Here is a 15,126-nt window from a genome sequence, read left to right as displayed (position 1 = left end):
CGTCGGGGGTCGCCGCAAAATCTCGCCAGGTTTTGTATGCGAAGATGTCCTGGATACCGGATGCTACTTTTTGTGACATTTGGGGCGTTTTCGGAAACATGGCCGATATATCCGTCGGTCAAACCACACTCCGTCAACCCGGCCGCGCCGCGGCCAGTCGCATGCAGCGACGCAACACAAGGAGTGTTCCATGACGAAGATCGACAAGGTTCTCTATACCGGCAGGACCCACACGACGGGCGGGCGCGACGGCGCATCGCACAGCGACGACGGGCATCTGGATATCAAGCTTTCGCCTCCGGGCAGCAACCGCGCCGGGACCAATCCCGAACAGCTTTTCGCCGCCGGCTGGTCTGCCTGCTTCGTCGGCGCGATCGGCATTGCTGCCGGCAAGCTGAAGGTCAAGCTTCCTGCAGATGCCGCCGTCAACGCCGAGGTCGATCTTGGGGCGACCGGCGGCGACTATTTCCTGCAGGCTCGCCTCAAGGTCAGCCTGCCGGGCATCGAAGCGGATCTGGCAAGGGCGCTTGTGGATGAAGCGCACCGGACCTGCCCCTATTCGAAAGCAACCCGCGGCAATATCAATGTCGAATTGAGCATTGCCTGACGGATGGGATCGATCGCCAAAAGAAACATGGCGAGGCCGGTCGGGCCTCGTCGATGGAGGATCCAATGAGACTGATGATCATCTGCTTTCTGGGTGCGGCGATTTTTGCAGCGCGCTGCATCTACGATGTAAGCTCACAGGAGCCGTCGCCGCTTGCCGGCCTCGTGACGGCGGCATCCGCAGCTTTATCCTTACGGGAGCAACCGCCGCTCCAGCTGCTCTTTTAGACTCACCAGGGAGAAAGATAGTGAAACTCTATCAGAACGAAATTTCCTCGGCGACATCTCGAGTCCGCATCGCACTCGCCCTGAAAGGACTGACGGCCGAAGCGCTGCCGGTGACCATCCTCGGCGAAAATGCTGAGAGCCGGCAAGCCGGATATCGCAGCGTCAATCCGCAGGGGCTCGTGCCCGCCTTGCTGACGGATAGCGGCGTCCTCCTCACCCAATCGCTGGCGATCGTCGAATATCTCGATGAGATAAAGCCTGAACCGCCGCTATTGCCTGACACCGCGGAAGGCCGGGCGCAGGCGCGGTCGATCGCGCTTGCGATCGCAGCCGAGATCCACGCGCTGCTGCCGCCGCGGATCGGTCTGCATCTTCGCGCCACGTTCCAGGCTGATGCCGATGCCATCACCGCCTGGGATCGTCATTGGGTCGGCGAGGGAATGGCCGCGGTCGAGACGATGATCGCCGGCCGCAGGCGGGGGACCTTCGCCATCGGGGATCAGCCGAGCATTGCCGACATCTTCCTCTTCCCGCAGGCGATCAGCGCGAGGCGCCTCGGCTTCGATCTCGCCCGATGGCCCAATATCGCCGAGATTGTCGCCAGGCTGGAGGCGATACCGGCTTTCCGGGATAATGCGCCGACACCGAGACGATGATGCAATCGATGAAGAAGCGGCCGCAGGTGGTTGTGACCGCTTCGCTTCTCGTGTTCGGATGAGAGATCGCCCTGACGGTCTTTCGGCCGCTTTTAGCGATCGACCCTTGCCTGCAGATGTGGGGGATAACGATCGCCTGCCACCTTGATCGTGGCGAGCGCGCTTTCGATGCTACGGAGATCTTCAGCCGTCAGTTCGACCTCGGCGGACTGGATGTTTTCCTCGAGGCGGTGCAGCTTGGTGGTACCGGGGATCGGCACGATCCAGGGCTTCTGCGCCAGCAGCCATGCGAGAGCCACTTGCGCGGAGGTTGCCTTCTTGCGGGCGGCGATTTCTCCGAGACGATCGACGAGCACCTGGTCGGCCTTTCGCGCCTCCTGAGAAAAGCGCGGCACGACGTTCCGGAAATCCTTGCTGTCGAAGGTGGTCGTTTCGCTGATCGCGCCAGTGAGGAAGCCCTTGCCGAGCGGGCTGAAGGGCACAAATCCGATGCCGAGTTCTTCAAGCGTCGGCAGGATTTCCTGCTCTGGTTCGCGCCACCACAGCGAATATTCGCTCTGCAACGCCGCCACCGGCTGGACGGCATGGGCGCGGCGGATCGTCTGGGCGCCCGCCTCCGAGAGGCCGAAGTGCCTGACTTTGCCTTCCGCGATCAGCGCCTTGACCGTGCCGGCGACATCCTCGATCGGAACATCGGGGTCGACACGATGCTGGTAGAAGAGATCGATGACATCGGTCTTCAAACGCTTCAGCGCCTGGTCGGCCACCGCGCGGATCTGCGGCCGCTCTGGCCGCCATTGGCATCGAAATTGAAGCCGGATTTCGTGGCGATCACCACCTCCTTGCGGAACGGGGCGAGGGCCTCTCCCAGAAGCTCTTCGTTCTTATAGGGGCCGTAGGCCTCGGCCGTGTCGAAGAAGGTCACGCCGCGTTCAAATGCCCGCCGGATCAGTGCGGTCGCTTCCTGAATATCTGTCGCCGGGCCATAACCGTAACTCAGCCCCATGCAGCCGAGACCGATGGCCGAGACTTGAAGTCCGCTCTTTCCAAGTTCACGCTTCTGCATAGACGTTTCCTTTTCTAACCTTGGTATTGCGTGTCGGTGACATGCTCCATCCAGTCGACGACCTTGCCGTCGAGCTGTTCCTGGATGGCGATATGGGTCATCGCCGTCGTCGGCGATGCACCGTGCCAATGGCGTTCAGCCGGTGCGAACGAGACGACGTCGCCGGCGCGGATCTCCTCGACGGGACCGCCTTCGCGCTGCACGCGACCGAAGCCCGATGTGACGATCAGCGTCTGGCCGAGCGGATGAGTGTGCCAGGCGGTGCGGGCGCCGGGCTCGAAGGTGACGCTGGCGCCCGCCGCTCGTGCGGGGCTGGTCACGGCAAACAGCGGGTCGACACGCACGCTGCCGGTAAACCAATCGGCCGGTCCTTTGGCCGAGGGCTGCGAACCGCTTCGTTTGATCTCCATCTTTGCCTTCCTTTCGATGTCGGGGTGGACATGTCCACTCGAGTAGCAAGGTATTAGCGCGTGTGTTTGCTCGCGATTAGATGGTATAAACGACAAGAACCCATGAGGAAATTTCATCAATGCCGCGCCCTGTCGTCAATGACCTCATCGCCTTCCTAGCCGTCGCGCGCGCTCAAAGCTTCACCAAGGCGGCGGGCAAGCTGGGTGTGTCGCAATCGGCGCTCAGCCACACCATCCGCGGGCTCGAGGAGCGGCTTGGACTGCGATTGCTGACACGCACGACCCGCAGCGTCGCGCCGACAGAGGCCGGCGAACGCCTGCTCGTCTCCATCGGACCGCGGCTCGACGAGATCGAGAGCGAGCTGGCTGCCTTGAGCGCGTTGCGGGAGAAGCCGGCAGGCACCATTCGCATCAATGCCGGCGAGCATGCGGCCGATGCCGTCCTTTGGCCCGCCTTGGAAAAGCTTCTGCCCGATTATCCCGATATCAATGTCGAGATCATCGTCGACTACGGTCTGACTGACATCGTCGCCGAGCGTTACGATGCGGGGGTGCGGCTTGGAGAACAGGTGGCGAAGGACATGATCGCAGTGCGCATCGGCCCCGACATGCGCATGGCCGTGGTCGGCGCTCCCGCCTATTTCGACACCAGGCCGAAGCCGCTGACGCCGCAGGACCTTACGGATCACAATTGCATCAATCTGCGCCTGCCGACCTATGGCAGCGTTTATGCATGGGAGTTCGAGAAGGGCGGGCGCGAGCTCAGGGTTCGGGTCGAAGGACAGTTGGTCTTCAACAATATAGCCCTGCGGCTGAACGCAGTGCTGGCTGGTCTTGGGCTGGCCTATATGCCGGAGGACTTGGTCGAGGCACATCTTGCCGACGGGCGGCTGGTGCGAGTCCTCGAAGATTGGTGCCCACCATTTTCCGGCTACCATCTCTACTATCCGAGCCGCCGGCATACGTCGCCGGCATTCGCCCTCGTCGTCGATGCGCTTCGCTATCGGAGTTAGATCGCCGACCCCAGCCTCGGATCAGCACGTCGGGATCATACGCGCTTGACCATTTGACATTCCTTCGACCGCCACTAATTCACAGTATAAACTGAAGGAAACAATGAATGAATACTGCTGTGCCTGCCATGAAAGCGCGGACCGGAGTGTCCGGTTTGGACACAATTCTGGCAGGGGGCCTTTCGCCGGGGCACGTGTTTCTCCTGGAGGGAAATCCGGGGGCGGGCAAAACAACGATTGCGCTGCAGTTCCTGATCGAGGGTGCGCGGCTCGGCGAGCAGGGGCTCTACATCACCCTTTCGGAAACCGAGAGTGAACTCCGTGCCGGTGCCGCATCGCACGGCATGGTGATCGACGGTAATATCGAGGTGTTCGAGGTCGTACCTCCGGAAAGCCTGCTGGATGCCGACCAGCAGCAGAGCCTGCTTTATTCATCAGATCTGGAACTCGGAGAGACGACAAAGGAGATCTTTGCCGCTTTCGAGCGGATTAAGCCAAGTCGCGTGGTACTCGACAGCCTGTCGGAGATAAGGCTTCTAGCTCAAAGCTCGCTGCGCTACCGCCGCCAGATTCTTGCGCTCAAACATTACTTTGCCCGGCAGGGGGCGACAGTCCTCTTGCTCGATGATCTGACGTCCGACGTGCTTGATAAAACGGTGCATAGCGTCGTGCACGGGGTTATCCATCTTGAGGAGATGGCGCCGAGCTACGGCGCTGAGCGCCGGCGGCTCAGGATCACGAAATACCGTGGGCAAGCCTTCCGCGGCGGTTTCCACGATTTCACCATTCAAACCGGCGGTGTCGTTGTTTTTCCACGTCTCGTCGCCGCCGAACATCGGTCGAGTTATGTCCGCGACGAGTTATCCTCAAATATTCCGGAACTGGACCTCCTATTAGGCGGAGGGTTGGAGAGAGGTTCCAGTACGCTTATCCTCGGTCCATCCGGTACCGGTAAGAGTACTTTCTCATTTCAATTCCTGGTCGCGGCGGTTGCGCGTGGCGAGAGAGCGGCGGCCTTCATCTTCGACGAAGAGCTTGGCCTGCTCTTTACGCGGCTCAAGGCGCTCGGAATAGATCTCGAGACGCTAAGGAGCAGTGGTCTAATTCACATCGAACAGCTCGACGCCGCTGAACTGTCACCAGGTGAATTCGCGCATCGCGTGCGCCAGTGCGTGGACAAGTCGAACGCCAAGACCGTCATCATCGATAGCATCAATGGCTATCAAGCATCCATGCCGGATGAAAATTCGCTGATCCTTCACATGCATGAGTTGCTTCAATATTTGAACAGGCAAGGCGCCAATACCTTCCTTACCGTTGCACAACATGGGCTTGTCGGCGACATGAAGGCGCCTGTCGACGTGACCTATCTTGCGGACACAGTCATACTGCTGCGTTACTTCGAGGCTGCGGGGAGGGTGCGGCGAGCGGTCTCCGTGATCAAGAAAAGAACTGGGCTGCATGAGGATACAATCCGAGAGTACCGTATCGACAGTTCGGGGCTGACGTTCGGGGATCCTCTGGTCGGGTTCCAAGGTGTGCTTCGCGGCGTTCCCGAATTTGTCACTAGCGCAGAGCCGCTCCTGTCGACTGATGGCGGGGATCGCGGCAATTCCTAACTCCGTAAAGCCGAAAGCATTGATCTATACTCCCGCCGGACGCGATGCCCAGGTGGCGGTATCGCTAATCGACGAAGCCGGCCTATCATCGATTGCGGCTGCCGACCTGAATGTCTTTGCCTCTTTACTGAACGATGAGATCGCGCTTGGCGTGCTGACCGAAGAGGCCGTTCGCTGGAGCGATTTGAAGCCGATTGCTGCCTGGGTCTCCGCCCAGCCAAGCTGGTCCGATCTACCGTTCATCGTGCTCACCACGCGCGGCGGCGGGCCTGAACGAAATCCGGCCGCTGCCAGGCTTTCCGAGGTTCTGGGCAACGTCACTTTCCTGGAAAGGCCGTTCCATGCGACCTCCTTCATCAGTATTGCGCGGACCGCGTTAAAAGGGCGCCTGCGCCAATATGAGGCTCAAGCTCAGCTCGAGGCTTTGGGCGAGGGCGAGCGACGGTTGCAGACGGCGCTTGCAGCCGGTCGTCTTGGGGCGTGGGAGCTGGAGCTATCCTCGATGGCCCTGTCTGCCTCGGCCACCTGCAAGGCAGTCTTCGGCCGAAAGCCGGACGATGATGTCACACGCGACGATCTGATCGCAAGCATCCATCCCGACGACCGGGATCTTGTGCTGGCACGCCTGCGCGAGACGATCGATACCGGACGCGACTATTCGATCGAGCACAGGACAATCTGGCCGGATGGTTCACTCCATTGGACGGAGGTCCATGCGCAGCTTTATTCCGACAGATATGGTTCCGCCAGGAAACTCGTCGGGGTCTGTTCCGATACCACCGCCCGCAAGACCATCGAGGAAAATCTGAGACGCCTCAATGAAAACCTCGAAGAGCGTGTGCGGGAACGGACGAGGGAGGTCAACGCCGCTCACCAGACGCTGCTCGAAGAAGTCGCCCAGCGTGAAAAAGCCGAGGAGCAGCTACGTCAATCGCAGAAGATGGAGGCAATCGGTCAGTTGACCGGCGGCGTCGCCCACGATTTCAACAACTTGCTGATGGTCGTTCTTGGAAATCTGGAATTGCTCGGCAAGCACGTTGCCGGAGATGCCAAGGCGACGCGTCTGGTTGAGGGGGCAGTTCAGGGTGCGAGGCGCGGAGCGGCTCTGACGCAACGTCTGCTGGCTTTTGCCAGGCAGCAGGATCTGCAGGTCAAGCCCGTCGATCTGGCCGAGCTGGTCTCCGGCATGAACGACCTGCTGCGGCGCTCGGTCGGATCCTCGATCAGCATCGAAACCAATCTGCCGACAAGCCTGCCGCCGGCCCTGGTTGATGCGAACCAGCTCGAATTGGCGCTGCTCAACCTTGCAGTCAATGCCCGCGATGCTATGCCGGACGGAGGGGCGCTGTCCATCTCGCTACGCGAGGAAAATGTTGCCGGCGATAAGGGTGGTCTCGGCGAAGGGCCTTATCTTGTCTTGGCGGTGGCCGACTGCGGCACCGGCATGGACGCGGAGACCCTGAAGAAGGCAGTCGATCCGTTTTTCTCGACCAAGGAACTCGGAAAGGGCACGGGCCTAGGCTTGTCGATGATCCATGGACTTGCCGTTCAGCTCAATGGCGCACTTCGTCTGACAAGCGAGCTTGGGGTGGGGACGACCGCGGAATTGTGGCTTCCGGCGACGGCCTGGCGAACCGAGGTGCCGGCCGAGTCGGAGGTGGTTGTTGAGCAAGCCGCATCCAAACTGAAGATCCTCCTGGTCGATGACGACGCCTTGATCGCCATGAGTTCGGTCGACATGCTTGAAGATCTCGGCCACGAGGTCGTCGAAGCAAACTCCGGCTCGCAGGCGCTGGAACTGATCAGTAGCGGTCAGCATTTCGACCTTGTCATCACCGACTATTCAATGCCCGGTATGACTGGCGCACAGCTTGCCCAGGCCGCGCGGGATATTTATCCGGCATTGCCGATCGTGCTGGCGACAGGTTACGCCGATCTTCCTGCCGGGACCGATATCGATCTTCCGAGATTGGCAAAACCCTATGATCAGGCTCAACTCGCCAAGGAAATCGCCAAAGCAATGGCAAGCGAAACGGCTCCGCTTCTTAGATCCGGCGGCGACGCAGGTGGTTCAAAGCCTCGGCTATTCAAGGCCGACGATGTCAGCGATGAAATCGGCGATGGCGCCTGTGTCGTCTAGATCGAAGACCGGCAGGGCCGTATCCGTGACGGCATGATCGGCGGCGATAGCGCAGATATGGGGATCGCTCGGCGCCAATGGTTCACGATTTGCAGCTTCCAGGCGGCGGGCCTCGATCTTCGGGATCGGCTCGCGCTTGTAACCTTCGATCAGCACGAGGTCGCAGGGGGCGAGGCGGGCGAGGATCTCCTCGAACTCAGGTTCCGGCGCACCGCGCAGCTCGTGCATGATGGCGTAGCGGGTGCCAGAGACGATGGTAACCTCGTGGGCGCCGGCCTGGCGGTGGCGGTAGCTGTCGGCCCCGACCTTGTCGATGTCGAAATCATGATGGGCATGCTTGATCGTCGAGATCCTATAGCCGCGGCGGGTGAACTCCGTCACCAGTCGGACGGCGAGCCCCGTCTTGCCTGAGTTCTTCCAGCCGGCGATGCCGAAGATTTTCGGTGCGGTCATGCGCGGAGGGCCTCCAGCCAGCGTTCCGCCTCGACGAGATCATCAGGCGTGTTGATGTTGAAGAAGGGATCGAGCAGGCTGGCGCGGGTCGGATGCAGCGGGAACGCCACTTCCGTAACGTCATGCCTTGACAGGAAGTCGCGTACGCGGCGCTTCTCGTCGGCGGCGATCCAGGCTTCGAGATCGGCGGCCAGCGTCACTGGCCAGAGCCCGAAGACCGGATGGCTGCGGCCCTCGGAGGTGGCAATGGCGATCTGCGACGAGTGCTCGATCGCCGCCGCCAGCCGGGCGACGAGATCGGCCGGGAAGAACGGGCAATCCACCGAGACCGTGACGACGTGGGTGATTGAGGGAAGGCCGGCGGCATAAACCATAGCCGCATGGATGCCGGCCATTGGTCCGGCCTTGCCGGGAAAACGGTCGGGAACGACAGGCACTTCCTCGGGGGCGGTTTCGGCATTGACGGCAACGAGCAAGGCCTGTTGCGAGAGGCGGGTCAGCACATGGTGGAGCAGGTTCTCGGCCCCGAGCATTACGCCCGCCTTGTCGCGGCCCATGCGCTGCGAACGTCCGCCGGCCAGCACGACGCCCGCTATATGAGATTTATCCAACGAGAATTCAGCCATTATCCTTCCTCAGCCATCATCTTGCTTCAGACGGGCGCGCGCGGCGCAGATTTCTGCGCGATCGGCGACACACGGCGCTTGGCCTCACGATAGAACGTATAGAGGCCGGAGGCGATGACGATCGCAGCCCCGACGAGCGTCCAGCTGTCAGGCACTTCGGCGAAGAAGAGGAAGCCGAGCAGAGAGGAGAAGATCAGGCTGGTATAGCGGAACGGCGCGACGAAAGAAATTTCGCCGGTGCGCATGGCGAGGATGACCGACTGGTAGCCGACGAGCACCAGTACCGAAGCGAGCGCGAGATGCCCAAGCGCTGCGGCGCTGACCGGTTGCCAGCCGCCGAGCACCGGAATAAGCAGCGCGCCGAAGAAGGAGGCTGATATGGCGGTGATGACGGTTATCATCAGCGAGGGAATCTCGGGACTGATGCTCCGGGTGGCGAGATCGCGGCCAGCCGTCGTCAGCACCGCGGCAACGCAGAGGAGGGCGGCGGCGGTGAATCCCTCAGGGCCGGGGCGGATGATGATCATCACGCCGACGAGGCCGACGAGGATCGCCGACCAGCGCCGCCAACCAACCGGCTCGCCAAAGAAGAGCGCCGCACCGAAGGTGACGACCAACGGCAGCGACTGCAGGATCGCCGAGGCATTGGCGATCGGCATCATGCCGAGCGCGGTGATATAGGTGACGGCGGCGAGCGCCTCGCAGATGATCCTGAAGATGATCATCGGCTCCAGCACGATGCGCCAGGAACGCAGCGCGCCCATTCTCCAGGCAATCAGATAGACGAGCAGGCTGGTGAAGAGGCCGCGCAAGAACATGATTTCGCCGGCGTTCATATAGGCGATCACCGATTTGGACAGGGCGTCGCTTGCGGAAAAGCCGGCCATCGCCAAGCTCATATAGATGGCGCCCTCAGTATTGCGTGACCGCGGCATGAAGAGATTCCCGTTACCTGTGCGCTCCTTTTAGTCGCGAAGATGCATCAAGGGAATCGGATGAATGTCACACAAAGCATAAATCGATGATGCGATGCACAGTAACGCTGACATCAACGCAGGCGTGTGAGTGGAGATCGCCGCAAATCACCGTTTTATAACGTGAATCCCAATACTTCCGACGCCGCAATCAAGGCGCCGATGGGGACGCGCCGTCGCGCTGCCGGTTCGTCCATAGGCGTTTTTCTCTTCCTGCGCGGGAAACGGGTGGCTGCACCGCCTGATGTTTGAGCATCTCAGATCTCGCAACAACGAAGGAGAAACCGATATGACACTTCTGAACGACAAGATCGCCATCATCACCGGCGCAAGCTCCGGCATCGGCCGCGCGGCGGCGAAACTCTTTGCGCGGCAAGGCGCCAAGCTCGTGGTCACCGGCCGGCGACAGGACGCGCTCGATGCCGTCATCGCAGAAATCGAGGCGGAGGGCGGACAGGCCGTCGCCATATCAGGCGATGTCAGCATGGCGGCCTATGCGGCGAGCAAGGCGGGGTTGATCGGTTTCGTGCAGGTGCTCGCCGCTGAACTCGGAGCTCAGAAGATCCGCGTCAACGCACTGCTTCCCGGCGGCACCGACACACCCGCCAGCATTACCAACGCGCCTGATGCCACGCCGGAGGTGCTCGCCTTCGTCGAGGGATTGCATGCGCTGAAACGCATGGCGCAACCCGAAGAGATCGCCAATGCGGCGCTTTTCCTCGCCTCCGACATGTCGAGCTTCGTGACCGGCGCGGCGATGCTGGCTGACGGCGGCGTTTCGATCAGCCGGACTTAAGGCGGACAAGCGAAGGTGCCGTCAGGGTCATCACTGCGGGATGTTCTTTGTTGCGGCGGGCTATGCCGCCGCAACAAAGGCATCGATCAGGCGACCTCGCGTACGTCTTTTGCCGCCTGGCGTTCGAGATAGGCGACCAGATCCTCGATGGTGACGAGGAGGAGGTTGTGGCGTTTGGCAAAAAGGGTGAGTTCGGGCAGGCGCGACATGGTTCCGTCGTCATTGGCGAATTCGCAGATGACGCCGGCCGGGGTCCTTCCGGCGAGGCGGGCGAGATCGACGGCGGCTTCGGTGTGGCCGGGGCGACCGAGCACGCCGCGGGGGTTGGCGCGCAGCGGAAAGATGTGGCCGGGGCGGGCGAATTCGTCAGGCTTTGTGCGATCGTCGACGAGGGCGCTGATGGTCGCGGCGCGGTCCGCCGCAGAGATGCCCGTCGTCGTGCCCTTGAGATAATCGACCGAGACCGTGAAGGCGGTTTTGTGCGATTCCGTATTGTTGGGCACCATCAGCGGAATATCGAGCGCATCGAGGCGCTCGCCTTCCATGGCGATGCAGACGAGGCCACGGGCGTGGGTCATCATGAAGGCGATTGTTTCCGGGGTGACGGCATCGGCCGCGACCACGATATCGCCTTCGTTTTCCCGGTTCTGGTCATCGACGACGACGACCATCTTGCCGCTGGCAATGGCTGATATGGCATCTTCAATTGTTGCGATAGTCATGCTGTCTGGCCTTTCAAGGGTTATGTCAGCGGACTGACATGGTCTGCTCGGCTCAATCCGTGAGCGAGCCTTCTGCCCTTGGGCGAACAAACGTCGGCCGACTCCGGGAGGGAGTGCGACTGCCCGTGTTGTCCTCTTCCATCCGGACTATACCGTCGGCTCCGGCATCTCACCGGATCTGCTGACCTTCCGACAGGAGGTGCCGGAAGCGCTCGCGGGCTCCAGGATTGCTCCTGATACCGCCGGTGGGGAATTACACCCCGCCCTGAGAACATTTCAAAGATAGGATCAAAAACAGGCGGATGGCAAGGTCACACGACCGGGCAAAAATGCAAAGCTGCCCTAACGCCGATGGACACACTGTTCACACGGAGGCGACGACCGTGTCGCCTTCCGCGCTTCGTTGGTGGTTTGATGTTTGTTTCAGGTCGTTGTCTCAAAGCCGCTGCACACTTTTGGGCGAAATGTATCAGGACATGATCAGGCCGCCGTCGACATTGATCGTCTGGCCGGTGATATAGGCGGCATCCTCGCTGGCGAGGAAGGTCACCAGGCCGGCGACGTCTTCGCCGGAGCCGGCCCGTTTCATCGGGATGCCCTCGACCCATTCCTTCATCAACTCGCCGGGGGCGTAGTTGCCGAGCAGCTTGCCCCAGGCCTGGTCGTTATAGGCCCACATGTCGGTCTCGATGATGCCGGGGCAGAAGGCGTTGACGGTGATCTTCTCAGTCGCGACTTCCTTGGCCAGGCTCTGGGTGATGCCGACGACGCCCATTTTCGAGGCGGCATAATGCGGCGTGTAGATAAAGCCGTCACGGGCCTGGCCGGAAGCGGTGTTGATGATGCGGCCGCCGCGCTTGTGCTTGCGCATTCTTGATATCGCCTCCTGGGCGCAGAGGAAGACGCCCTTGGTGTTGACGGCCATGACCTTGTCCCACTCGTTTTCGGTCAGGTCCTCGACGCGGGCAATGGTGATGACGCCGGCGTTCTGGATCGAGACGTCGACCGAGCCGAATTCCTTCTCGGCGGCATCATAGAGGGCGGTGACGCTCGCCTTGTCGGTGACGTCGCCGATGAAGGAGATCGCCTTGCCGCCTTCGGCCCGGATCTGTTCGGCAACGCCGTGAACCAGCTCCTCGTTGGCCGAGACGACGAGATTGGCGCCTTCTTTCGCAAAGCGTTTGGCGATCGCCGCTCCGATGCCGCGGCTACCCCCGGTAATGACGACGGTCTTCTGCTCAAAGCGTTTCATGCTCTTTCCTTGTCCATCGATAAACAGCAAATCTGGATGCGAACTACCATGCGATCATCATTGGGAGCTCAACTGGTTGTCGTGAATTCAGGCAGTCCTAAGCGCTGATGACGACGCCTGAGCTCTCCGTCCGTTCAATCAGCGCGAAGGGCGGGCAGACGACGATATCGCACGCCGTCGTGCCCGTTATTCCCTTCAGCGCCTCGATCTCAGCCAGGGAGGAAGCGAGATCGGTCACTTTCCCGCGGCGGCAATGAGCTTTCCCATCACCAGCAGCAGAAACCGCCGTCAACGAGAAGATCGACGCCGGTCACGAAACTCGCTGCATTCGACAGCAGGAACACCGCCGGACCTACCATCTCGTCCACCGCTGCCATGCGCTGCATCGGCGTCTGCTCTTCGAAGAGCTTGGTCTGGTGGACCATCTCCGGACGGGTGTTCATGGGCGTTGCCGTGTATCCGGGGGAGATGGTGTTGACGCGAATGCCGCGGTCGACCCATTCCATCGCCATAGACTTCGACATATGGATCACGCCCGCCTTGGAGGCGTTATAGTGCGCTTGGCTCAGCCCCCGGTTCACGATCACGCCGGACATGGAGGCGATATTGACGATGGAGCCGCGCCCATTTTTCAGCATGGCGCGAGCCTCTGCCTGGCAGGAAAGAAAGACGCCTTTGAGGTTGATATCCATCAACGTCTGATATTGGTCCTCCTCCATTTCTTCCGCTGCGTTCGCGTTCGCGATGCCCGCCGCGTTGACTGCAAGTGTCAATGGGCCGAGGTCTGCCTCAGTACGTGCTATTGCCTCTCCAAGGGAAGACTTGCTCGTGACATCCGCCGCGATCTGGATCGAGCGGCGGCCGGCGGCGCGAATATGTTCAGCCGTCTTGGCCAGTCCGTCGTCGGTTCGGCGGTCGAGCAGCGCCACGTCGGCGCCGCATTGCGTAAGGCCGATGGCAATGCGCTGACCAATACCGCTGCCGGCTCCGGTAACGATGGCAACCTGGCCGCTGAGATCGAAAAGCTTCGGGGCGTTCAGAGTGATGTCGGACACCGCTCTTCCTTTCTCTGTCTGTTTAGATGGTAGCTAGCTCCATGACCGAAACGTCATTTGCCTGGTCACGATTGAGAATCCCCGCCTGCTTGCCTTGCGCAAGCACGAGAATGCGATTGGAGACTCCGAGAACTTCTTCGAGGTCCGAGCTTACGACGATGACCGCGACGCCCTGTTTGGCAAGATTGACGATGATGTCGTAGATGCCCGCTCTGGCGCCGACGTCGATGCCTCTCGTAGGCTCGTCGAGCACGACGACCTTGGGATCGCGCATGAGCCACTTCGCGATCACGACCTTCTGCTGGTTGCCGCCGGATAGGTCCGAGGCGTGCTGTTCAGCACGGCCCTTTACCCCGAACTTGGCAACTGCTTTTTCTGCAAAGGAGCGCTTGACGCGCGGCGTGATCCAACCGCCGCCGAGTTTGTCAAGATTGGCATAGATAATGTTCTCGCTGATCCGGTGCCCGACGATCAGGCCTTGCTCCTTGCGGTCTTCCGGAACCATCACGATACCCTTGGCGATTGCGTCCGCCGGATCGCGCAGCCTGAGTTCCTCGCCTTCCAGCTTGATCGAACCAGCACTGATTGGGTCTGCTCCCGAAATCGCACGCACCAGTTCGGTGCGGCCGGCGCCGACCAATCCGGCGATCCCCAGAATTTCCCCGGCCCGGACCTCGAAGGTAACGTCACGGAACGAGTTGTCCGGCGAGCTCAGCCCGGACACCTGGAGTACGGGACGATCTGTCGGAACCGGCAGGGTAGGGAACAAGCGGTCAAGCGGGCGCCCGACCATGCTCTCGACAATCGTTCGCACCGGGGTCGCGCTGTCTGAGAATTCCTGCACGCGCTCGCCATCGCGAAGAACGACGATCCGGTCGGTTATTCGCTTGATCTCTTCCATGCGGTGGGAAATGTAGACGATGCCGACACCTTGTGAGCGAAGCTTCCGAACCTGTTCGAAAAGAGCTTCCGTCTCCGCACCGCCAAGGGCGGCTGTCGGCTCATCGAGAATCAGGAGCTTTGCGTTGAGAGCCAGCGCCTTGGCGATCTCGATAAGTTGCTGATTTGCCGTGGAAAGGCCGGCGACCGTCCGCGTTGCGGGGATGTGAAGGTTCAAGCGAGCGAGCTGGTCCTGGGCCCGGCGAACCATCTGAGCGCGGTCGACGACGCCGTTCTTCATCGGCCAACGTCCGATGAAGACGTTTTCCGCGATCGACAGCTGCGGCAGAAGCTGCAGCTCTTGGTGGATCAGGACAACGCCCTTGTCGATCGCTTCCCTTGGTGTGGCCGGGGCATAAGGCTGCCCCAGCCACGTCATTGATCCTTCGGATGGTGTGCGGGACCCGGCGATGATGCCCGATAGCGTTGACTTGCCTGCTCCGTTTTCACCGAGAAGTGCAACTACCTCGCCCGGATAGACGTCCAAGCTGACATTCTTCAGAACCTGGAGCGGCCCATACCATTTGGATATGCCCCTCAGGGAAAGAACTGGATCAGTCACGGCACACCT

The 15,126-nt window shown here is 61.0% G+C and carries 16 protein-coding genes, 1 pseudogene and 1 riboswitch; of the genes and pseudogenes, 7 read left to right on the top strand and 10 right to left on the bottom strand.

The window, feature by feature from the left end:
- Window positions 1-190 precede the first annotated feature (190 nt).
- From RWK44_RS07165 to maiA, 3 genes are all read left to right on the top strand, one after another.
- Window positions 191-607 carry an organic hydroperoxide resistance protein gene (locus RWK44_RS07165; protein WP_168266266.1) on the top strand — a complete coding sequence of 139 codons (417 nt, stop codon included), beginning with the start codon at window positions 191-193 and terminating at the stop codon, window positions 605-607.
- A 65-nt stretch (window positions 608-672) separates the two neighbouring features.
- Window positions 673-834, top strand: a complete 162-nt coding sequence (locus RWK44_RS07160) for a hypothetical protein (RefSeq protein ID WP_316028606.1) — start codon at window positions 673-675, stop codon at window positions 832-834.
- 20 nt (window positions 835-854) lie between these two features.
- On the top strand, window positions 855-1,490 hold the full coding sequence (gene maiA / locus RWK44_RS07155) for a maleylacetoacetate isomerase (RefSeq protein WP_316028605.1): 636 nt from the start codon (window positions 855-857) through the stop codon (window positions 1,488-1,490).
- A 92-nt stretch (window positions 1,491-1,582) separates the two neighbouring features.
- On the opposite strand, the pseudogene RWK44_RS07150 reads toward maiA, so the two are convergent.
- Window positions 1,583-2,556: pseudogene (locus RWK44_RS07150) on the bottom strand (aldo/keto reductase).
- 14 nt (window positions 2,557-2,570) lie between these two features.
- Window positions 2,571-2,966 carry a (R)-mandelonitrile lyase gene (locus RWK44_RS07145; RefSeq protein ID WP_316028604.1) on the bottom strand — a complete coding sequence of 132 codons (396 nt, stop codon included), beginning with the start codon at window positions 2,964-2,966 and terminating at the stop codon, window positions 2,571-2,573.
- Window positions 2,967-3,085: 119 nt separating this feature from the next.
- On the opposite strand from RWK44_RS07145, the gene RWK44_RS07140 reads away from it, so the two are divergent.
- The 3 genes from RWK44_RS07140 (at window position 3,086) to RWK44_RS07130 (ending at window position 7,738) form a co-directional block, all read left to right on the top strand.
- On the top strand, window positions 3,086-3,979 hold the full coding sequence (locus tag RWK44_RS07140; RefSeq protein ID WP_316028603.1) for a LysR family transcriptional regulator: 894 nt from the start codon (window positions 3,086-3,088) through the stop codon (window positions 3,977-3,979).
- A gap of 107 nt (window positions 3,980-4,086) precedes the next feature.
- On the top strand, window positions 4,087-5,598 hold the full coding sequence (locus RWK44_RS07135; RefSeq protein WP_316028602.1) for an ATPase domain-containing protein: 1,512 nt from the start codon (window positions 4,087-4,089) through the stop codon (window positions 5,596-5,598).
- Complete coding sequence (locus RWK44_RS07130) at window positions 5,573-7,738, top strand: response regulator (protein ID WP_316028668.1); 2,166 nt, start codon at window positions 5,573-5,575, stop codon at window positions 7,736-7,738. The genes RWK44_RS07135 and RWK44_RS07130 overlap by 26 nt, the downstream gene beginning before the upstream one ends.
- Here the strand turns inward: RWK44_RS07130 and mobB are convergent.
- The 3 genes from mobB to RWK44_RS07115 are packed head-to-tail and all read right to left on the bottom strand — an operon-like array spanning window position 7,682 to window position 9,752.
- A complete protein-coding gene (mobB, locus tag RWK44_RS07125; protein ID WP_316028601.1) occupies window positions 7,682-8,191 on the bottom strand; it encodes a molybdopterin-guanine dinucleotide biosynthesis protein B in 510 nt (169 codons plus the stop codon). The two genes, RWK44_RS07130 and mobB, sit on opposite strands and share 57 nt — an antisense overlap.
- Window positions 8,188-8,817: a molybdenum cofactor guanylyltransferase MobA gene (mobA, locus tag RWK44_RS07120; protein WP_316028600.1), complete on the bottom strand. Its 630-nt coding sequence runs from the start codon at window positions 8,815-8,817 to the stop codon at window positions 8,188-8,190. The genes mobB and mobA overlap by 4 nt, the downstream gene beginning before the upstream one ends.
- A 26-nt stretch (window positions 8,818-8,843) precedes the next feature.
- Complete coding sequence (locus RWK44_RS07115; protein ID WP_316028599.1) at window positions 8,844-9,752, bottom strand: DMT family transporter; 909 nt, start codon at window positions 9,750-9,752, stop codon at window positions 8,844-8,846.
- Between the two features lie 328 nt (window positions 9,753-10,080).
- Here RWK44_RS07115 and RWK44_RS07110 point away from each other — a divergent pair, with 328 nt between their 5' ends.
- Window positions 10,081-10,587 (top strand): SDR family oxidoreductase, encoded by a 507-nt coding sequence (locus RWK44_RS07110; protein WP_316028598.1) that lies wholly within the window; start codon window positions 10,081-10,083, stop codon window positions 10,585-10,587.
- Window positions 10,588-10,673: 86 nt separating this feature from the next.
- On the opposite strand, the gene ribB is transcribed toward RWK44_RS07110, so the two are convergent.
- The 5 genes from ribB to RWK44_RS07085 all read right to left on the bottom strand — a co-directional run bounded on the left by ribB (window position 10,674) and on the right by RWK44_RS07085 (window position 15,117).
- Window positions 10,674-11,309 (bottom strand): 3,4-dihydroxy-2-butanone-4-phosphate synthase, encoded by a 636-nt coding sequence (gene ribB / locus RWK44_RS07105; RefSeq protein ID WP_316028597.1) that lies wholly within the window; start codon window positions 11,307-11,309, stop codon window positions 10,674-10,676.
- 126 nt (window positions 11,310-11,435) lie between these two features.
- Window positions 11,436-11,586: riboswitch (FMN riboswitch) on the bottom strand.
- A 192-nt stretch (window positions 11,587-11,778) separates the two neighbouring features.
- Entirely contained in the window at window positions 11,779-12,561 is a 783-nt protein-coding gene (locus RWK44_RS07100) for a glucose 1-dehydrogenase (RefSeq protein ID WP_077978351.1), read from the bottom strand.
- Window positions 12,562-12,658: 97 nt separating this feature from the next.
- Complete coding sequence (locus tag RWK44_RS07095) at window positions 12,659-12,799, bottom strand: hypothetical protein (RefSeq protein WP_165940254.1); 141 nt, start codon at window positions 12,797-12,799, stop codon at window positions 12,659-12,661.
- A 28-nt stretch (window positions 12,800-12,827) separates the two neighbouring features.
- The gene (locus RWK44_RS07090) at window positions 12,828-13,616 is read right to left on the bottom strand and encodes an SDR family oxidoreductase (protein WP_131664997.1); all 789 of its coding nucleotides are present in this window, start codon (window positions 13,614-13,616) and stop codon (window positions 12,828-12,830) included.
- A 22-nt stretch (window positions 13,617-13,638) separates the two neighbouring features.
- Window positions 13,639-15,117, bottom strand: coding sequence for a sugar ABC transporter ATP-binding protein (locus tag RWK44_RS07085; protein WP_131642396.1), 1,479 nt, complete (start codon window positions 15,115-15,117; stop codon window positions 13,639-13,641).
- Between the last annotated feature and the right edge of the window lie 9 nt (window positions 15,118-15,126).

Source organism: Rhizobium sp. 25PS6 (assembly GCF_032464655.1).
Lineage (GTDB): Bacteria > Pseudomonadota > Alphaproteobacteria > Rhizobiales > Rhizobiaceae > Rhizobium > Rhizobium laguerreae.
This window is presented reverse-complemented; position numbering and strand designations above follow the sequence as displayed.